Below are 17,307 nucleotides of genomic sequence, written 5' to 3'. Positions count from 1 at the left end.
GACTCTGGACGTTCCCTCCGGACGTGGAACACCGTGCCCCGCCGGGGTGGAGTGTGGGCCAACACGAAACGTCGGGGTCCGTGACAGCCCCGGCATCCGTCCGAGAGGAGCTGCCATGACGTCGACCAACGCGACGAGCGAACTGCACGGGATCCTGGGACAGCGGCTGGAGGGCGGTGGGACCTGGGCCTGGGCGTACGCCGACGTCTCCGGCAACGTGGAGGACCCCCGACGGCAGGCGGCACTGAAGCTGCGTGCGGTCGAGGAGGCCCTCCGTGCGCAGGGTGCGACCGACGACGTGGTCGACCTCGTCGCCGGCGAGTTCGAGCAGGAACCCGGCGTCCCCTCGCCCGTCACTCGGTACGTGCTGGTCCACGACGGTGCGCTCGTGCTGAGCGAGGTCCTGCCCGGGCACCTGCACGGCGCGGAGTCGGTCGGCGTCGGTGCCGTCCCCGACCTCGTGCCGCTCGTCGCCCACCGGCCCGTCGACCTGCCGTTCCTGGTGGTGCACGCCGGCAAGGAGGGCGGAGCCTTCCGTGCCTACCGACTCGGCCACGCGCCGCTCGACGCGACCGGCGGTGAGCAGCAGGTCCAGGGGCGCAACGACACCCTGCACTACGCCAAGGCCGGGACCGGGTGGAAGCAGCCGCACTGGCAGCAGCACACCGAGGAGATCTGGAAGCAGAACTCGTCGGAGACCGCCGCCGCCGTGGACGAGGCCGTCCGGACACTCCGACCCGGACTGGTCGTGGTCGCCGGGGACGTCACCGCGCGGGAGCTCCTCGTGAAGGCGCTGTCGTCGGAGACCCGTGCGCTGACCTCCGTCTTCCCGGGCGACCCCCGCGCCGACGCCTCGTCGAAGCAGGCGTTCGTCGAGCACGTCGAGACCGCGCTCGCCCGGGTCGTCGCCACCCGCCGCCACGACCTCGAGGACCTGCTCCGCACCCACGTCGGTCGGGGCGACAACCTCGCGGTGACCGGGCTCGGAGCAGTCGTCGGGGTGCTGCAGCAGGCGCAGGGATCGGTCGTCGCGCTCGACGCCGTGGCGGTCGGGGAGCGGACGCTCCTCGCGCTCGCCGGTGCCCCGTGGGTGGCGACGGCGCCGGAACAGGCTGCCGGGACGCCCGTCATCGGAGCGGTGCCGGCGGTGTGCGCGCTCGTGCGTGCGGCGGTGCTGACGGACGCGGAGCTCGTGCTCGTCAACGCGGCGTCGCTGCCGGGCGGGGTCGCGGCGGCGGCGTTGCTGCGGTGGCCGGTGGGGCCGGCCGTGCCCGCCTGATGCGGTGAGCACCTGACGGACGGGGGGCGGGGGGGGGGGGGGGGCCCCCCCCCCCCCCCCCGCCCCCGGGCCGGGGGGGGGCCCCCCCCCCCCCCCCCCGTCCGTCCCGCGGTCAGTCGTGGGAACGATCGCGCCGGGGCACCAGCGGCAGCGCCAGCAGCGGCAACACCCCCACGATCGAGAACGACGCCGCGAACCCGAGCGCCCCGACGAGCGCGCCGACCCCGGGACCCACGGCGCTCGCCGCGATGAACTGCCCGGTGTTCTGCGCCCCGAGCGCCCGCCCGGACCAGAACGGCCCCGCGGCCTCGGCCACCGACGTGTACGCGAGCCCGTTGTCCGCGACGGTGACGCTCGTCGCGACGACGAGGAACACCGCGGCGGCGGCGAGGTGCGTGGCGTCCACCACCGCCAGCAGCCCCATCACCACGGCGGCGCTCACCGCGACGATCCGCAGCGGGCCGACGCGCGAGGCGGCGCGGTCGCTCCAGGCGCCGACGAGGATCCTCCCGACGGCGCCGACGAACTGCGACGCCCCGACGAGCAGTCCCGCGGCCGGGGTCGACCAGCCGATGCCGACGAGCCACACCAGGCCGTACGTGGACAGCGTGAACTGCGGCACGACGAGCAGGACCGACACCGCGTGGATCCGCCACAGGAACCCGTTCGCCCGGTACGGGTTCGCGACGTGCTCCACCGGGGCGTCCGCACGCGCGGGGCGGGGCGGGTTCGCGATGCCGATCGCGCACAGCACGGCGAGTACGGCGCACAGGACGACTGGCAGGACGAGGGCCGCGCGGATGCCGTCCGCCTCGGCGAGCTGCGGGACCGTGACGGCCGCGAGCGTCACCCCGAGCGGCTGCGACATCTGCCGGATGCCCATCGCGAGGCCGCGCCGCTCCTTCGGGAACCACCCCACCACGACCCGACCGCTCGCGGCGTTCGTCGAGGCGCTCGTCATGCCGGCGGCGAGGAACGCCAGGCCGAGCAGCACCGGGTCGCCCGCTGCCAGCCAGGCCCCGACGACCGCGAGGGTCGTGAGCACGAGCCCGCCCGCGATGACGACGCGCTCGCCGACGCGGTCGGTGATGGCACCCCAGGCGATGAGCGTCAGGACCATGCCGAACGTCGGTGCGGCGGCCAAGAGCCCGGCGAGGGTGAGCGTCGTGCCGTGGGCGTGCAGGTACGGGATGAGCAGCGAGGGGGCGGACACCACGAGGGTGCCGGCTGCCTGGGCGGCGACGCCGAGGCCGAGCATCGTCCAGGCGCGGGAGGTGGCGGTCACGAGATCGTTTCAGTGTGGAACGGATTGGTATACCATTACGGTATACCATCCGGTCCGGATCGCCGCTAGGCTGGATCGCCGTGACCGAGACGACCGATGCAGCGCCCGTGTCGCAGACGAGCCAGCTCTACGACAACCTCCGAGCCGCGATCCTCACGCTCGAGATCGCCCCGGGGGAGCGCATCTCCGAGCGGGGGCTCGAGGCGCGGTTCCACGCCTCACGGACCCCCGTGCGCGCAGCCCTGTCGCGGCTGGAGCGCGAAGGGCTCATCCTGCACGAGGGCCGCTCGTGGACGGTCACCCCGATCGACCTCGACGAGATCGCCTCGCTCGCGGAACTCCGCGGCGTCCTCGAACCCGCCGCCGCCCGGCTCGCGGTGGCACGCGCGTCCGAGGAGCAGCTCGCCGAGGTCCGCGGCCACCTCGACTCCCTCCGGCCGACGCCCGACCAGCAGGCCGGCATCCGGATGGGCTCGACGTTCCACCTCGACCTCGCCGCGCTCGGCGGCAACCGGTTCATCACCGACGCCATCGCCGACGCACTCACCCGTCTGGAGCGCACGCGCTGGATCGAGGTGCGCACGCCCGAGGCCCGCGACGCCGCGTGGGAGGAGCACAGCGCCATCATCGACGCCGTGCGCTCCGGGGATGCGGACCGCGCGGCCGAGCTGCTCGCGGCGCACGTCGCCGGCACGAACGACCGGCTGCTGGCGTGGATCGCGCAGGAGCGCCGGCGTCTGCGTGGCGCCGGCATGGCGATCGTGGGCAGCACCGAGCGCTGACGCGACGGCCGTGCCGTGGACGCGCCCACCTGCAGAGGGCGCGGTGCGGGGCGGACCCGCACCGCGCCTCCGGGAAGGCCGCTACGGTTTCGTCGCCGCGTCCTCGGCCGCGTCGATCTGGTCGAAGATCCAGGCGTTGCCGCCGTCGGAGTGGTCGAGCAGTGCGTCGCGCACCTCGGCCTCGTCGGTGGTGAGCCGGATCGCGCTCTTGCTGCCGGACCGTGTCGATTGGGACATCGTGTCTTCTCCTGTGTGTGTGGGCACCGTCGTTGGTGCGCTTCCTCACGGGACGTGCTGAGGTCGTGACAGTGTCGCGCGCGCTGTCCGGATCGCGCAAGGGGTTTCCGTCACATGTGGGAAAGTCCCGGCCGGCACCATGCCTAGGATGGTCCGGCCGCGCGGCTCGCGGCACGACACCAGCGGACGTCGGACAGGAGGGACGGGCTTGGCCGAGCAGCGCACCGCACCTCCCACGGTCTACGACGTGGCCTCCGCGGCGGGCGTCTCCATCGCCACCGTCTCCCGCGTGCTCCGCACGCCGGACGCCGTCCGCGAGGGCACGCGCGACCGGGTCCAGGCGGCGATCCGGACGCTCGGGTACGTCCCCTCCGGGAACGCACGGGCCCTCGCGGGCAAGCGCACCGGCGTGGTCGGACTGCTGCTGCCCGGGTTCGACGTCGTGCCGGACGAACGCCCCGACCTCGTCACGGACGGCGGCGTGCGGGTCGTCGACGACCGGCGGCACGTGACGCAGCCGTTCTCGTCCAACCTGTACTTCGACGAGGTCCTGCGCGGTGCCGAGACCGAGGCCTGGCAGCGTGGTCTGGCGCTGATGGTGGCGGCGGGGCGGGGGTCCTCGCGGGACGTCATCGTGAACGACGTCGCCGGCCGGGTCGACGGTCTCGCAGTGCTCGCCCAGACGGTGCCGGACGACCTGCTCGAACACGTCGCCCGACGGATCCCGGTCGTGGTGCTCGCCGACGACCGGCGCTCGCACGGGTTCGACTCGGTGAGCGTGGACAACGCGGCGGGCATGCGGACACTCGGCGCGCACGTGATCGGGCGGCTCGGCATCCGGTCGTCGCTCGTGTACCTGGCGGGGCCGATCGACTCGCCGGACGACATCGAACGCTCCGCGGGGTTCCGCCAGGCGCTCGAGGACCACGGGGTGCCGGCGTCGTCGGTGCGTGTCGTGCACGGCGACTTCGGGCGTGCGCGGGCTCGGGAGCTCGCGGCACAGCTGCTCGACGGGGACGCCGTCCCGCGGGCGATCGTCTGCTCGAACGACCAGTCGGCGCTCGGGGTGCTCGACGCCGCGGGGGCGCGTGGTGTGCGGGTGCCGGAGGACCTCGTCGTGACGGGCTTCGACGGCATCGACGCGGGTCGGTTCTCGTCGCCGCGGCTGACCACCGTGCACCAGCCGATGGGGGAGCTCGGGCGTGCGGCGGTGCGGGCGATCGTGGACCGGCTGGAGCGCCGCGAGGGGCCGCCGCGGGCGATGCGCCTGCCGGTCGAGGTGCTCCTGCGCGAGAGCTGCCCGCCGGCGCTGTAGGTGGCGGCTGCGCCTGCGTCGGTGTGCGCGGTCCCGCGGCGCCGCGTCGCCGCGTCGCCGCAGCGAGCTCCCGCGTCGCCGCAGTGTGCGAGGTTCCGCGCACCGTGGGGCGCTCGCGCCCCCGCACGCTGGTCGGAACCTCGCACACTGCGGTCCGGACCGCGCGCACACGTGCCGCCCCGCGAAACAACCCGCCCGGTTGCGCGACGCGATGTAAGCGCATACATTGTCTCCGTACCGACTCGACACGGAGGTCGACCGAGCAATGACGCTTCCCCCACAGCGCGTCCCAGCGCGCACCCCGGGCACCCGCCGGGGACGGAGAGGCCGCCTCATCGCGGCCATCGCCGGCATCGCGGTCGTGGCCCTCGCGGCCACCGGCTGCAGCATCCAGGTCCGGTCCCAGCCGGACCCGAGCATCGGCAAGGACACGATGCTCATCAACGCGGACCACGGCAACCCGCTGTTCGACCGCAACTTCAACCCGTACATCGCGAACGCCCGCACGGCGAGCAAGTGGATGTACGAGCCGCTCATCGAGATCAACCCCCTCGACGGCAAGGGCACCCCGTGGCTCGCGAGCAGCTGGGACCAGCCGGACGCGCGCACGATCGACATGACGATCCGCAAGGGCGTCGAGTGGTCGGATGGCTCGCCGTTCAGCGCGAAGGACGTCGTCTTCACGTTCGACCTGCTCAAGAAGTTCCCGGCGATGGACGTCAAGGGCGCCTGGCAGCACATCGACAGCATCGAGAGCACGGACGGCCACGTCGTCTTCCACCTCAAGGGCGACGACGTGCCGAGCCTCAACATCATCGGCGCGACGTACATCCTCGGTGAGAAGCACTACGGCGGCGTGAAGGACCCGACGACGTGGCGTGACCCGAACCCCGTCGGGACCGGTCCGTTCGTGCTCGGCAACTACACCGACCAGCAGTACTCGATGGACAAGAACCCGAAGTACTGGCAGGCCGACAAGATCGCCATCAAGCACCTGATCCTCCCGGCGACGAACACGCAGCTCGACACCGTCACGCGCGGCTACGACTGGGCGTACTCCTTCATCTCCGACGTGAAGGGCACCTGGGGAGCGGCGTCGAAGACGAACACGTGGTGGTTCCCGGCCGGCGGCGTCATCGGCCTCATCCCGAACCTGACGAAGGCGCCGTACAACGACGTCAACGTCCGGAAGGGCATCTCCCTCGCCCTGGACCGCGACGACATCGCCGAGACCGCGTCCGAGGGCAACCTGGCGGCGGCGGGCCAGACCGGCCTGATCCTGCCGAACCAGGAGAAGTACCTCAACCCGGACATCCCCGACCAGGGCATGATCGCGCAGGACGTCGACGCCGCGAAGCAGGCGTTCGCGAAGTCCGGCTGGACCGAGCAGGACGGCAAGATCATGAAGGACGGCAAGCAGCTGTCCATCACGATCATGACCGCGAACGGCTACTCGGACTGGCTCCGCGCCGCGCAGACCGTGCAGCGCAACCTCACGGCCATCGGCATCAAGGTGTCGATCCAGGCGCCGCAGCCCGCCGGTTACCAGTCGAACATCAACAACGGACAGTTCGACATGGCGATGGGCGGCATGGGCAACGGTGACGTCTACCAGGCGTTCAACTCCTTGCTCAGCAGCGACTTCTACCAGCCGGTCGGCAAGTCGACGGTGAACAACTTCGAGCGGTACCAGAACGCCGACACGCAGAAGCTCCTCGACGAGTACAAGGCGACGACGGACACCGCGAAGCAGCAGGAGATCCTGAACCAGCTGCAGGAGATCGTGTACGACGACCTGCCCGTGATCGGCATGTACTACGGCGGACTCTGGGGCCTGTTCAACACCGGCAAGTTCGTCGGCTGGCCCAGCGCCGAGGACCCCTACATGGCGCCGCAGAACTACGACTCGGCACCGCTGCTCATCTTCTCGAAGCTGCGGCTCCGCGACAGCGCAGCCGGCCGGGCGATCATCAAGGCCGAAGAGGACCAGAAGTGAAGTACATCCTCCAGAAACTCGTCCTCTTCGTCCTGACCCTCTGGGCCGCGGTCACGCTGAACTTCGTGCTCCCGCGACTCATGCCCGGCAGCCCGACCGACGCCGCCCTCGCGAAGCTCAGCCAGAACGGCCCGGTGACCGACGCCACCAAGAAGGCCATCGAGGCCCAGCTCGGCGTCCCGAGCGGCAACCTCTGGGACCAGTACGTCAGCTACCTGCACCAGGTCATCACCCTCGACTTCGGCACGAGCTACACGTTCTACCCGCAGCCCGTCGGGGACCTCGTCGCCCAGGCCCTGCCGTACACGCTGATCCTCGTCGGCGTCGTGACGATCCTCGCGTTCGTGCTCGGCACCCTGATCGGTGTCGGCGCGGCCTGGAAGCGCGGCACCTGGCTGGACTCGCTGCCGACCCTGTCGGGCTCGTTCATGTCGACGTTCCCGTACTTCTGGACGGCGCTCCTGCTGCTGTTCTTCCTCGGCTACGTCCTGCACTGGTTCCCGACCACGGGCGCCTACTCCGCGACGACGACCCCGGGCCTGAACGGTGCGTTCCTCGGGGACGCCCTGCAGCACGCGGTCCTGCCGGCGATCACGATCCTCGTGACGAGCCTCGGCGGCTGGATCATCGGCATGCGCAACGCCATGATCAACACCCTCGGTGACGACTACGTGACCTTCGCCGAGGCGAACGGCCTCCGTGGTCGCACCGTGGCGATCCGGTACGCGGCCCGCAACGCGATCCTGCCGAACCTGACCGGCTTCGGTCTGGCCCTCGGTGGTGTGGTCGGCGGTTCGGTCCTGGTCGAGCAGGTGTTCGGCTACCCGGGCATCGGCTACCTGCTGTTCAACGCCGTGATCGGGCAGGACTACCCGCTCATGCAGGCCCTCTTCCTGATGATCACCGTGTCGGTGCTCATCGCCAACTTCATCGTGGACGTCCTCTACGGCGTCCTGGACCCGAGGACGCGCCGATGACCACGATCGCAGTTCGCACGCAAGCAGAAGAACCGACCGCCCCGAGCAAACTCCGAGCCGCCGCCCGCCAGTTCGGCGTCGTCTGGAGCAACACCAAGGCCCGGATCGGCATCATCATCCTCGCCGTCTTCGTGATCGTGGCGATCTTCGCCCCGCTCCTCGCCCCGTACGGCGCGAGCCAGAACGGGTTCGCCCGGAGCGCCGACGCCACCGGCGCGCACTGGATGGGCACGACCGCCGCCGGCGAGGACGTCCTGTCGCAGATCATCTACGGCGCCCGGATCTCCGTGCTCGTCGGTGCCGTCGCGGGGCTGCTGTCCACGCTCGTCGCCGTCGCGATCGGCCTGAGCTGGGGCTACGTCCGCGGCTGGATCGCCGAGGTCATCGGGTTCATCGTGAACCTCTTCCTCGTCATCCCCGGCCTGCCGCTCATGATCGTCATCGCCGCGTACCTGCAGAACGGCGGCATCGCGGTCATCATCGCGGTGATCGTGGTCACCGGCTGGGCCTGGGGCGCGCGCGTCCTGCGCAGCCAGACGCAGTCCCTCCGCGGTCGTGACTTCGTGACCGCGGCCCAGTTCTCCGGCGACGGCGCGACGCGCATCGTGTTCCGCGAGATCCTGCCGAACATGACGAGCCTCATCGTCGGCTCGTTCTTCGGCGCGGCCACGAGCGCGATCCTCGCCGAGGCGGGCCTCGAGTTCCTCGGACTCGGCGACTCGTCCATCGTGAGCTGGGGCACGATCCTCTACTGGGCGCAGAACTCGAACGCCCTGCTGACCGGTCAGTGGATCCTGCTGTTCGCCCCGGGTCTCTGCATCGCGCTCCTCGCGATGAGCCTGACCCTGATCAACTTCGGCGTCGACGCCGTGTCCAACCCGCGACTGCGCGAAGGCGCGCGTCGCAAGCGCAAGGAGGCCACCGCATGAGCGGCTCGCGTTCCGAACCGATCGACGGCCTGGAGGCGCGGGACGGCGCCGCCACGCGCTTCCCGTCCGACGCCACGAGCGCCACGCAGGACGTGCTGCTCGACGTCCGCGACCTGTCGGTCGTGTACGAATCGGCCGGCCAGGAGGCCGTCCAGGCGGTCGACCACGTGTCCTTCCAGCTGCGGAAGGGCGAGTTCGTCGGCCTGGTCGGGGAGTCGGGTTCCGGCAAGTCGACCCTCGGCTACGCGCTGACCCGGCTGCAGAAGCCGCCGGCGCGGACCAACGGCGGCAACATCTTCTTCGGCGGCCACGACATCCGCGACCTCGACGAGGAAGCCCTCCGGCAGCAGCGCCAGGGCGGGTTCGCGATGGTGCTGCAGTCCGGCATGAACGCGCTCAACCCGGTGCGGACCATCCGCAACCACTTCATCGACATCTTCAAGGCGCACGGCCACGTGTCGCGTGATCGCTGGGACGCCCGGATGAAGGAGCTCATCGAGAAGGTGAAGCTCCCCACCGCCATGCTGGCCCGGTACCCGGGAGAGCTGTCCGGCGGCATGCGGCAGCGCGTGTCGATCGCCCTGGCGCTCTCGCTCGAGCCGCAGCTCATGGTGTTCGACGAGCCGACCACCGCGCTCGACGTCCTCGTGCAGCACGCCGTGATGGACACGATCATCGAGCTGCAGCAGTCCGAGGGCTTCACGGCCATCCTGATCAGCCACGACCTCGGCATCGTCCTCGAGGCGACCGAGCGCGTGCTCGTCATGCACGAGGGCCGCATCGTCGAGGACAGCGGCTCGAAGGAGATCCTCCGCGACCCGCAGGACGAGTACACGCAGATGCTGCTGTCGCACTACGCCGACCCACGGGCGTCGGTCGTGTCGCTGCCGGGGTTCCCGGACCGGGCGGTCCGTGCTGCTTCAGGCGAGAAGCGGCAGGAGACGACCTCGTCGTTCAGCACCGTCGGCTCCCGCGAGCGCAGCGCCGCCCGCAACCCGATCGTGGTCGAGCACCTCGTGAAGACCTACCCGGCACCCCGTCGCGGCGAGCAGCCGGTGCAGGCGGTACGCGACGTGTCGTTCACCCTCGAACCCGGGCAGTCGCTCGCCCTCGTCGGCCAGTCCGGTTCGGGCAAGTCGACGATCGCGAAGATGCTGACCGGCGTCGAGAAGCCGACGACCGGCACGGTCCGGTTCGGCGACACGGACGTGGCGAAGCTCGGGAGGCGGGGGCTGAAGGACCTCCGCTCCGAGGTGCAGATGGTGTTCCAGGACCCGTACGCCGCGCTCAACCCGCTGCACACGGTCGAGTACACGCTGTCCCGCCCCGTCGCGAACTACACGAACCTGCGCGGGCGCGATGCCCGGAAGCGGGTGCTCGAACTGCTCGAGACCGTGGGCCTGACCCCGGTGGAGCAGTTCGCGCAGAAGCTCCCGCACCAGCTCTCGGGTGGCCAGCGCCAGCGCGTGGTCATCGCCCGGGCGCTCGCGTCCGACCCGCAGGTGATCATCGCCGACGAGCCGGTCTCGATGCTCGACGTGACGCTCCGTGCCGGGGTGCTCGCCCTGCTCGAGGACCTCCGCGAGCAGTGGGGCGTCTCGCTCCTCTACATCACCCACGACCTGCTCAGTGCGCGCCTCATCACGGACGACATCATGGTGCTGCACGACGGCGCCGTGGTCGAACGGGGCCGCACGGCCGAGGTGCTGCAGCACCCGCAGGACGACTACACGGTGGCGCTGCTCGACGCGGTGCCGAACCCACGACGGGCGCTGCTGGCATGAGCACGCTCCGCGACTTCCCGACGGTCCCGCCGTTCGGCCACCTGCCGACCCCCGAGGGCGTCGACGTCGTCGGCATCGACCTCCCCGTCGGCCGGCTCACCGCCTACCGCGTCGTGCCTCCCGGGCCGTCGAAGGGCACCGTCCTCGTCGTCCCCGGCTACACCGGTTCGAAGGAGGACTGGCGCACGTTCATGCCGCTCCTCCGGGACGCCGGCTGGACCGCGGTGGCGATCAGCCGCCGCGGCCAGGCCGATTCGGCGCGCGCATCGGGGCCGGACGGCTACACGCTGGCGGAAGAGGCCGCCGACGTCGTCCGGGTCGCACGGCTGCTCGACGACGGCGCTCCCGTGCACCTCATCGGCCACTCGCTCGGCGGCGTGATCGTCCGCGAGGCGGCCATCGCCGACCCGAGCGCCTTCCGCGACGTGGTGCAGTTCTGCTCCGGACCGTACGGCTGGCCCTACCGCAAGGTCGCCGAGTTGACGATCCTGCACGACACCGGCGGCAACCTCCGCCAGCTGTTCGACTCCACCAACCCGCTCTGGGCGTACCGGCCCGACGAGGAACTCCCCGACGACCCCCGGTTCGTCCGTGACCGCTTCGACGCGCACGACCCCGCGAGCGTCGTCGCCGGCGGGCACATCCTCGAGGACCACACCGACTCCTCCGCCGCACTCCGCGCCACCGGGCTCCCGGTGCTCGTGACCCACGGCGAGTGGGACGGCGCCTGGCCGATCCCCTGGCAGCGGCAGATGGCGGAGGACACCGGCGCCGCCTACGAGGTCATCCCCGAGAGCTACCACGGCCCGCAGGTCGAGAACCCGTCGGCGACGCTCCACACCTTCGACCGCTTCCTGTCACAGCACTGAAAGGCACGATCATCACCACGCTGCAGTTCCCGAAGGGCTTCCTCTGGGGTGCCGCCACCGCCGCGCACCAGATCGAGGGCAACAACGTCAACAGCAACTGGTGGGTGCACGAGCACGAGCCCGACACCACCATCGTCGAGCCCTCGGGCGACGCCGCCGACAGCTACCACCGGTACCGCGAGGACATCCGCATCGCGGCCGACCTCGGGCTGAACTCCTACCGGTTCAGCATCGAGTGGGCGCGGATCGAACCCGAGCGCGGGTTCGTCAGCCGGGCCGAGATCGACCACTACCGCCGCATGGTCGAGACCTGCCACGAGTTCGGCATCGAACCGATCGTCACGCTCATGCACTTCACCGTGCCGCGCTGGTTCGAACGCGACGGCTTCTGGCGCGCCCCCGACGCCGCCGACCTCTTCGCCCGCTACACCGAGGCTGCGCTCCCCGTCGTGCAGGACGGCGTCCGCTACGTCTGCACGATCAACGAGCCGAACATCGCGGCGATGCTCGCCGGCGGTGAGGACGCGGCGAACCTGGTCGCCTACGGCCTGCCGAACCCGGACCTCGGGGTCGCCGACGCACTGCTCGCCTCGCACAAGCGTTCGCGGGAGGTCCTGTCGCAGGTGTCCGGCCTGCAGTCCGGCTGGACCATCGCGACGCAGGCGTTCCGGTCGAACGGGGAGCCCGGTGCCGACGAGATGCTCCGCGAGTACGGGTACCCGCGCGACGACTGGTACCTCGAGAACGCCGCCGGCGACGACTTCCTGGGCGTGCAGGCCTACACCCGCACCTTCATCGGACCGTCGGGCCCGCTCCCGGTGGCCGACGACGTCGAGACGACCCTGACCGGGTGGGAGTTCTACCCCGAGGCCTCGGCCGACGGGCTCCGCAGCGCGTGGGAGCTCTCCGGGCACGTGCCGCTCATGATCACCGAGAACGGCATCGCCACCGCCGACGACTCCCGCCGGGTGGCCTACACGCAGGGCGCCCTCGAGGGGATCCACTCCTGCATCGAGGACGGCATCGAGGTCCTCGGCTACCAGCACTGGTCGTTGCTCGACAACTACGAGTGGGCGTCGGGCTTCCGTCCGACGTTCGGGCTCGTGTCGTGGGACCCGGTGACGTTCGCCCGGACGCCGAAGGACTCGGCGCGGTGGTACGGGCGGGTCGCCGCCGCCAACGCGCTCACGGTCTGAGACCCAGCCGAAGAGCGGACGGGAGGCGCGGGGGCCCCGGGGCCCCCCCGCCTCCCGTCCGTTCCTAGTCGCCTTCGGTCGTCTCGTGAGCCGGCCGGTCGAACCAGGCCAGGAGGATCTCCTCCGCCCGGCCTGAGCCGCGCTCGTGAGCGATGTCCATCGCGGTGCGCCCCTCGGCGTCCTCGACCCGGACGTCGGCACCGCGTTCAAGCAGTGCCTCGGTCGTGCCGCGGTTGTCGAACCAGACGGCCGCGTGCAGCGGCGCGAAGCCCCACCGCGGGTCGACCTCGTCGATGCCAGCGGGGTCCTGACCGATGCCGTCGAGCGCCAGCGAGAGGCCGCCGACGTCTCCGTGCGCCGCAGCCCGCACCGCCGGGGTCGCCCACTCGACCCAGCCGTCCGGGACCGGGCCGTGCCAGCCGTGGGCAGGGCGTGCCTCGAGCGCTGCCCAGTCCTCTTCGGCGACCGGCCGCACCTCGATCACGACGTCGCGGAAGTGGATCGCGAGCTCGCCGGTGGGGGAGACGAGCAGGCGCAGTTCCCAGACGTCGGCGTCCACGTGTGCGATCTCGCCGCGGGAGACGTGGACGTCACCGGCCAGCAGGTCGAGCGCCGCCGTGTCGGACGGATCGAGCACGGCGCGGTCGAAGCGGAGGGACACCCGCGCGTGGTTCCACCGGCGCCAGAGGCCGTCCGGGGTGTCGAGCACCTCGTCGTTGCGGACGACGAACACGGCGTGGACGGTGTGGGTCGGTGTCGCGTCGACGCCGGCGTCACCGTGGCGGCCGGCCTCCTCGATGCGCCAGCTCTGGATGCGGGACTCGCTCCACGTGACGGACGCGAGGGCGGCCACGGACGGCGGGGCGTCGGTCACCAGGCGTGCGAGGTGCTCGGGGTAGCCGTCGACGTCCTCGAGGGAGACGTACCCGACGGCGGGCCAGCCCACTCGACTCCATCGCACGGTGACGACCTTAGCGGCAACCTGATTCGACCCTGTGTATATGACATGCAGAAAGCTCGGATCGGACGGTCTGATCATCCAGGCTGGGGACATGCGCCGACTTCCTCGCGACCCGATCCGCCTCCTCTCCTCGTACCTCCGCATGGGGTCGGCGGCGATCCGGGTCCGCTTCGGTCGCCGGTCGCTGGTCGCTCCCGGGGGGCCGGTGGTGTCACTCACGACCTTCGGCGTGCGGGCGAGATCGGTCCACCTCACGCTCGCCTCGATCGGACGCGGCTCCGTCCGACCTTCGCGGCTCATCGTCTGGATCGACGATGCGGAGCTCGTCAGTTCACCGCCTCGGGGTCTGTCCAGGCTTCGCCGTCGCGGGGTCGAGGTGCGGCTCTGCGACGACCTCGGGCCGCACAAGAAGTACTTCCCGTACGTGTCGAGCATCGCCCGGCACCGGCTCCCGATGGTCACCGCCGACGATGACGTGCTCTACCCGCCGCGATGGTTGGAGACGCTCGTCGCGGACCACCGTCGGCACCCGGACGCGATCGTGGCGCACCGGGTGAACCGCATCGTGGTGGACAGGGCCGCCGTGGCGCCGTACGAGCGCTGGGGGCGGGCGACCTCGGAGCGACGAACGCCGCGCAACTACGCGGTGGGTGTCAAGGGGATCCTCTACCCGCCGGAGTTCCTCGACGTGTTGCGCGAGCGGGGTGACGGGTTCATGGATGTCGCTCCCGGCTCCTCGGACACCTGGCTCCACCACTGCTCACTCCGCGCCGGCGTCCCGGTGCTCCCCGTCGTCACACTGTGCGGAGCGCGATTCTGGCCGATCAGAGGTCTCCGCCCCTCGCCCGCGTTGCTCGACCAGAACGTCCGGGCGGGTCGGAACGACCGCGTCCGCGCGGCATTGTGGTCATCCGCCGACCTGCAGATCGTGCTCCAAGATCACTGGGATGTCTGTTGATATAACACATTTCATGTTGTAATGAAGAGAACCGACGGGAAGGTGACCGAATGCTCTTCATCGCGCAACTCGTGCTGTCGCTCGTCGTCGGGGTCGTCGGACTCCGTCGCCCCACGTGGGCGATCGGCGCCGTGCTCGTCACCGCGTCGCTCCTGCCGTTCGAGGTTGTTCGCACCTCCGTCGGAACGAGCTGGCAGCCAGCCACGACGTTCACACTCGCCATCGTCATCGTCGAGTGCATCCGTGACCCGCGTGGGATCGCACGGATCGTCGCGCAGCACTTGGTTGTCTGCGTGATGCTCGGGACGTTCCTCGTCATCGCGTTCGCCACGTCGTGGTTCACCGGACGCGCCGGCGACCTCGGCACACTGGTGCTCCAGATCCTCGGGCCAGCACTGCTCTTCCTGTGGATCCGGAGCCGCGGCATGGACGACGCCGATTTCCCCCGCCGCGCTGCACGGCTGCTGGTCCTGATCGGGAGTGCCCAAGCCGCGCTCGTGCTGACCGTCTGGGCCGGCGCTGTTCCCCAGCCGTGGCTCACCACGCTCGAAGGCCTCCGGTGGTGGAAGACCGATCCCGGACGCATGGTGGGGACCTTCGACCACCCCCTCGTCGCCGCACTCTGGATGTCCGCTGCGGTCCCGCTCAGTGCTGCACTCCGCTCGGGGTGGCTGCGCCTGGCTGCGCCGGTCCTGCTCATCGTGGGGATCGCCCTCACCGGATCCCGGTTCGCGCTGCTCGCCGCGATCGTCGCGGTAGCGGTGATGATCCTGCGGGCCCGCGTCGGTGTCCTGGCGAAGGCAGGGGCTACCGCGCTCGCGTCGATCGGAGCTGTCGGGTTCCTGGCGAGCGAAGCGAGCATGACCGTCACGGAGCGATTCGCCGACGACGGGGGATCGTCGTCGGCCAGGCTCAAGACCGTCGGCCTCGCGGTGGAGCGCTGGGCCGACACCATGATCGTCGGCCAGGGCTTCGGTGCGAGCGAGCAGGTCACCCGCAACGCGCTCATCGGCACGACCTTCGAGAACCCGTTCCTGATGTTCTCGATCGACTTCGGACTCTTCGCGACCCTGCTGTTCTTCGGGGCCCTGATCACCCTCGCACTCAGCGGTGCGCGGGGCGACACCATTGGTGCGCGGGGGGCTCGGCTCGGCTCCCTCGTCGTCCTGACATCGATCCTGGGATTCAGCTCCCTCAGCGCGAACGCTCCGACCGGCGTCCTCGTCTTGGTCCTGCTCGCACTCGTGCCGACACCCAGCGGGCACTCGGCGCGTGTGGGGCCCTCCCTCGACGGCCTCGTTCGGCCCACGCGACGTGCGACGGTGCCCCAGTGAGTGCTGGAGGACGCAATCGGGTCGGCAACATCGTCGCTGCACTGATCGGCAACGTGTTCCCCCCGATCGCTTCGATCGCCACAGCGCCGATCCTCGCGCAGACACTCGGAGTCGACGGGCGAGGAGCGGTCGCAGCGGTGACGGCGCCACTCTTCCTCGCCACGGCGGTCGCGACGTTCGGCGTCCCGGCTGCCGTCACCCGGACGATCGCACGGCACCCGTCGTCGCACGGCGGATTCGTGCGGCGTGCCGTCGCGGTCCTGGGCGGCGCAGGCGTGGTCGTCACCGCGCTCCTGATCGCCGCCGCGCCGTTCTCCGCCGCCGGAGACCGAGACCTGGTCCGCCTCGTCACCCTCGCATCGGTCATGTTGGTGCCGACGCTGATGGTGGCGTTGCTCCAGGCCGTCGCCGCGGGCATGCACCGGTGGCGGTTGGTGACCGTGGAACGAGCCATCACCGCCGGAGTGCGGCTCATCGCGCTCGCGTCGTTCGCCGCAGCCGGATCCCTCGACGTCGCCCACGCGGTCGCGGTGCTCGCCGTGGCGCCGATCATCGGAGCCGTCGCGTACGTCGGACTGCGACGCGGAACAGGAGCGGCGTGTCCCGAAGGCGCCGAGACGCCGAGCACCCGTGCTCTGATGTCGTTCGGGGCCAGGGTCTGGTTCGGATCCATTGCTGGAGTGCTCCTGACCCGCCTCGACCAGGCGTTGATCGCGCCGTTGTCCGACGCCGCGGAGCTCGGCTTGTACGTCGTCGCGGTGAACGTCGCCGACCTGCCGCTCGTCATCAGCAACGCCGTCCGGGACGTCTCCTTCGCCGCTGACGCCGCAGAGCAGGACGACGCCCGGATGCTCGCCGCCTCACGGATCTCCTCGGCCCTGACGGTCGTTGCGGCCGGTGCGCTCGCAGCGAGCGCCTGGTGGTGGGTCCCGCTCGTCTTCGGTGCCGAGTTCGTCGACGCCATGCCGGCCTGCTTGGTGCTGCTGCTCGCGACGGCGGTCGGCGGACAGGGTGCCCTCGCAGGAGTCACGCTCAGCGCGAGAGGTGCTCCAGGCCGACGCAGCGCGTCGCTCGTCGTCGCTGCGCTCGTCAACACGGCGCTCCTCGTCGCTCTGGTGCCGTCCCACGGGGCCCTCGGGGCGGCGATCGGAACCCTGGCCGGTTGCTTCGTCTCGAGCTCGCTCAACGTGCTGCAGGTGTGGCACCGCCACGGGATCCACCCGAGGTCGTTCTACGGCGTTCGACGCAGTGACATCCGGTCGTTCCTCCGAGCGATCCGTCGACTTTCGCGGCACAACACGATGTGACATACCGGAAGCTGGTGTCGAAGAACGCGGAGCGAATAGTTTCGCCTCTGCGTCGCCGCCGGAGCGGCGCGGAGAGGCACGAATGGAACACCGACCAA

15 protein-coding genes are annotated in these 17,307 nt (G+C 70.8%); 12 read left to right on the top strand and 3 right to left on the bottom strand.

Annotation, left to right across the window (positions count from 1 at the left end):
* Window positions 1-115 precede the first annotated feature (115 nt).
* Window positions 116-1,279 (top strand): baeRF2 domain-containing protein, encoded by a 1,164-nt coding sequence (locus WFH25_RS13285; protein ID WP_336698049.1) that lies wholly within the window; start codon window positions 116-118, stop codon window positions 1,277-1,279.
* Between the two features lie 112 nt (window positions 1,280-1,391).
* Here WFH25_RS13285 and WFH25_RS13280 read toward each other — a convergent pair whose 3' ends face one another.
* Window positions 1,392-2,537 (bottom strand): MFS transporter, encoded by a 1,146-nt coding sequence (locus WFH25_RS13280; RefSeq protein WP_336698132.1) that lies wholly within the window; start codon window positions 2,535-2,537, stop codon window positions 1,392-1,394.
* A 107-nt stretch (window positions 2,538-2,644) separates the two neighbouring features.
* On the opposite strand from WFH25_RS13280, the gene WFH25_RS13275 reads away from it, so the two are divergent.
* Window positions 2,645-3,346, top strand: coding sequence for a GntR family transcriptional regulator (locus WFH25_RS13275; protein ID WP_254789385.1), 702 nt, complete (start codon window positions 2,645-2,647; stop codon window positions 3,344-3,346).
* Window positions 3,347-3,427: 81 nt separating this feature from the next.
* Here WFH25_RS13275 and WFH25_RS13270 read toward each other — a convergent pair whose 3' ends face one another.
* A complete protein-coding gene (locus WFH25_RS13270) occupies window positions 3,428-3,583 on the bottom strand; it encodes a hypothetical protein (protein WP_156794780.1) in 156 nt (51 codons plus the stop codon).
* Window positions 3,584-3,791: 208 nt separating this feature from the next.
* On the opposite strand from WFH25_RS13270, the gene WFH25_RS13265 reads away from it, so the two are divergent.
* From WFH25_RS13265 to WFH25_RS13235, 7 genes are all read left to right on the top strand, one after another.
* On the top strand, window positions 3,792-4,898 hold the full coding sequence (locus WFH25_RS13265) for a LacI family DNA-binding transcriptional regulator (RefSeq protein WP_070417092.1): 1,107 nt from the start codon (window positions 3,792-3,794) through the stop codon (window positions 4,896-4,898).
* Window positions 4,899-5,163: 265 nt separating this feature from the next.
* Entirely contained in the window at window positions 5,164-6,894 is a 1,731-nt protein-coding gene (locus WFH25_RS13260) for an ABC transporter substrate-binding protein (RefSeq protein WP_309888456.1), read from the top strand.
* Complete coding sequence (locus WFH25_RS13255) at window positions 6,891-7,871, top strand: ABC transporter permease (RefSeq protein ID WP_070417091.1); 981 nt, start codon at window positions 6,891-6,893, stop codon at window positions 7,869-7,871. Before WFH25_RS13260 ends, WFH25_RS13255 begins: the two co-directional genes overlap by 4 nt.
* Entirely contained in the window at window positions 7,868-8,800 is a 933-nt protein-coding gene (locus tag WFH25_RS13250; RefSeq protein ID WP_070417090.1) for an ABC transporter permease, read from the top strand. Before WFH25_RS13255 ends, WFH25_RS13250 begins: the two co-directional genes overlap by 4 nt.
* Complete coding sequence (locus tag WFH25_RS13245) at window positions 8,797-10,584, top strand: ABC transporter ATP-binding protein (protein WP_336698047.1); 1,788 nt, start codon at window positions 8,797-8,799, stop codon at window positions 10,582-10,584. Before WFH25_RS13250 ends, WFH25_RS13245 begins: the two co-directional genes overlap by 4 nt.
* On the top strand, window positions 10,581-11,453 hold the full coding sequence (locus tag WFH25_RS13240) for an alpha/beta fold hydrolase (protein ID WP_336698046.1): 873 nt from the start codon (window positions 10,581-10,583) through the stop codon (window positions 11,451-11,453). Before WFH25_RS13245 ends, WFH25_RS13240 begins: the two co-directional genes overlap by 4 nt.
* Before the next feature lie 8 nt (window positions 11,454-11,461).
* A complete protein-coding gene (locus tag WFH25_RS13235) occupies window positions 11,462-12,649 on the top strand; it encodes a glycoside hydrolase family 1 protein (protein WP_442892419.1) in 1,188 nt (395 codons plus the stop codon).
* Between the two features lie 64 nt (window positions 12,650-12,713).
* On the opposite strand, the gene WFH25_RS13230 is transcribed toward WFH25_RS13235, so the two are convergent.
* A complete protein-coding gene (locus tag WFH25_RS13230) occupies window positions 12,714-13,610 on the bottom strand; it encodes a hypothetical protein (protein WP_336698044.1) in 897 nt (298 codons plus the stop codon).
* Between the two features lie 40 nt (window positions 13,611-13,650).
* Here WFH25_RS13230 and WFH25_RS13225 point away from each other — a divergent pair, with 40 nt between their 5' ends.
* The 3 genes from WFH25_RS13225 to WFH25_RS13215 are packed head-to-tail and all read left to right on the top strand — an operon-like array spanning window position 13,651 to window position 17,209.
* Complete coding sequence (locus tag WFH25_RS13225; RefSeq protein WP_336698042.1) at window positions 13,651-14,568, top strand: glycosyltransferase family A protein; 918 nt, start codon at window positions 13,651-13,653, stop codon at window positions 14,566-14,568.
* A gap of 50 nt (window positions 14,569-14,618) precedes the next feature.
* Entirely contained in the window at window positions 14,619-15,902 is a 1,284-nt protein-coding gene (locus WFH25_RS13220) for a hypothetical protein (RefSeq protein ID WP_336698041.1), read from the top strand.
* Window positions 15,899-17,209 carry a lipopolysaccharide biosynthesis protein gene (locus WFH25_RS13215; RefSeq protein WP_336698040.1) on the top strand — a complete coding sequence of 437 codons (1,311 nt, stop codon included), beginning with the start codon at window positions 15,899-15,901 and terminating at the stop codon, window positions 17,207-17,209. The genes WFH25_RS13220 and WFH25_RS13215 overlap by 4 nt, the downstream gene beginning before the upstream one ends.
* Window positions 17,210-17,307: the final 98 nt, after the last annotated feature.

This window comes from Curtobacterium sp. USHLN213, from assembly GCF_037144815.1.
In the GTDB taxonomy this organism is placed as follows: Bacteria; Actinomycetota; Actinomycetes; order Actinomycetales; family Microbacteriaceae; genus Curtobacterium.
Note: the sequence above shows the minus strand (reverse complement) of the source record. Positions and strands in the feature narration are given on the sequence as shown.